The organism is Oribacterium sp. oral taxon 078 str. F0262 (assembly GCF_000160135.1).
GTDB lineage: Bacteria > Bacillota > Clostridia > Lachnospirales > Lachnospiraceae > Oribacterium.
Map to the genome: position 1 here is coordinate 1 of NZ_GG729938.1, position 291 is coordinate 291.

The window sequence follows — 291 nt, forward strand, 5'->3', positions numbered from 1 at the left end:
GTTCCTGCTTCTTCAGAACTTCGCCCTGAATTGGTGCCTTTCCGGGTTCCTGGAAGCATTCGATGACATCGAGCTCATCAAGAAGTTCCTGCATCGTGTATCTTGAAAATAATCCTGCTTCCTCCATCTTTTTCTTGATGTAGGAAAGGTAAATCAGTGCCACAAATTCAACAAAAAGCTTGCCTTCCAGTGAACTTTCGGAGAAGTTAATGTTCTGCGCAGGTTCAGACGCTCCTTGATGTTCCAGAAAGCTTTTTCGTATGACATCGCGCATCCTGTACAGGCGGAGTG

General features: G+C 45.7%; 1 pseudogene. It reads right to left on the reverse strand.

What is annotated here, in order from left to right:
- A pseudogene (locus GCWU000341_RS11670) lies at positions 1-291 on the reverse strand (IS1634 family transposase); the annotation flags it as partial.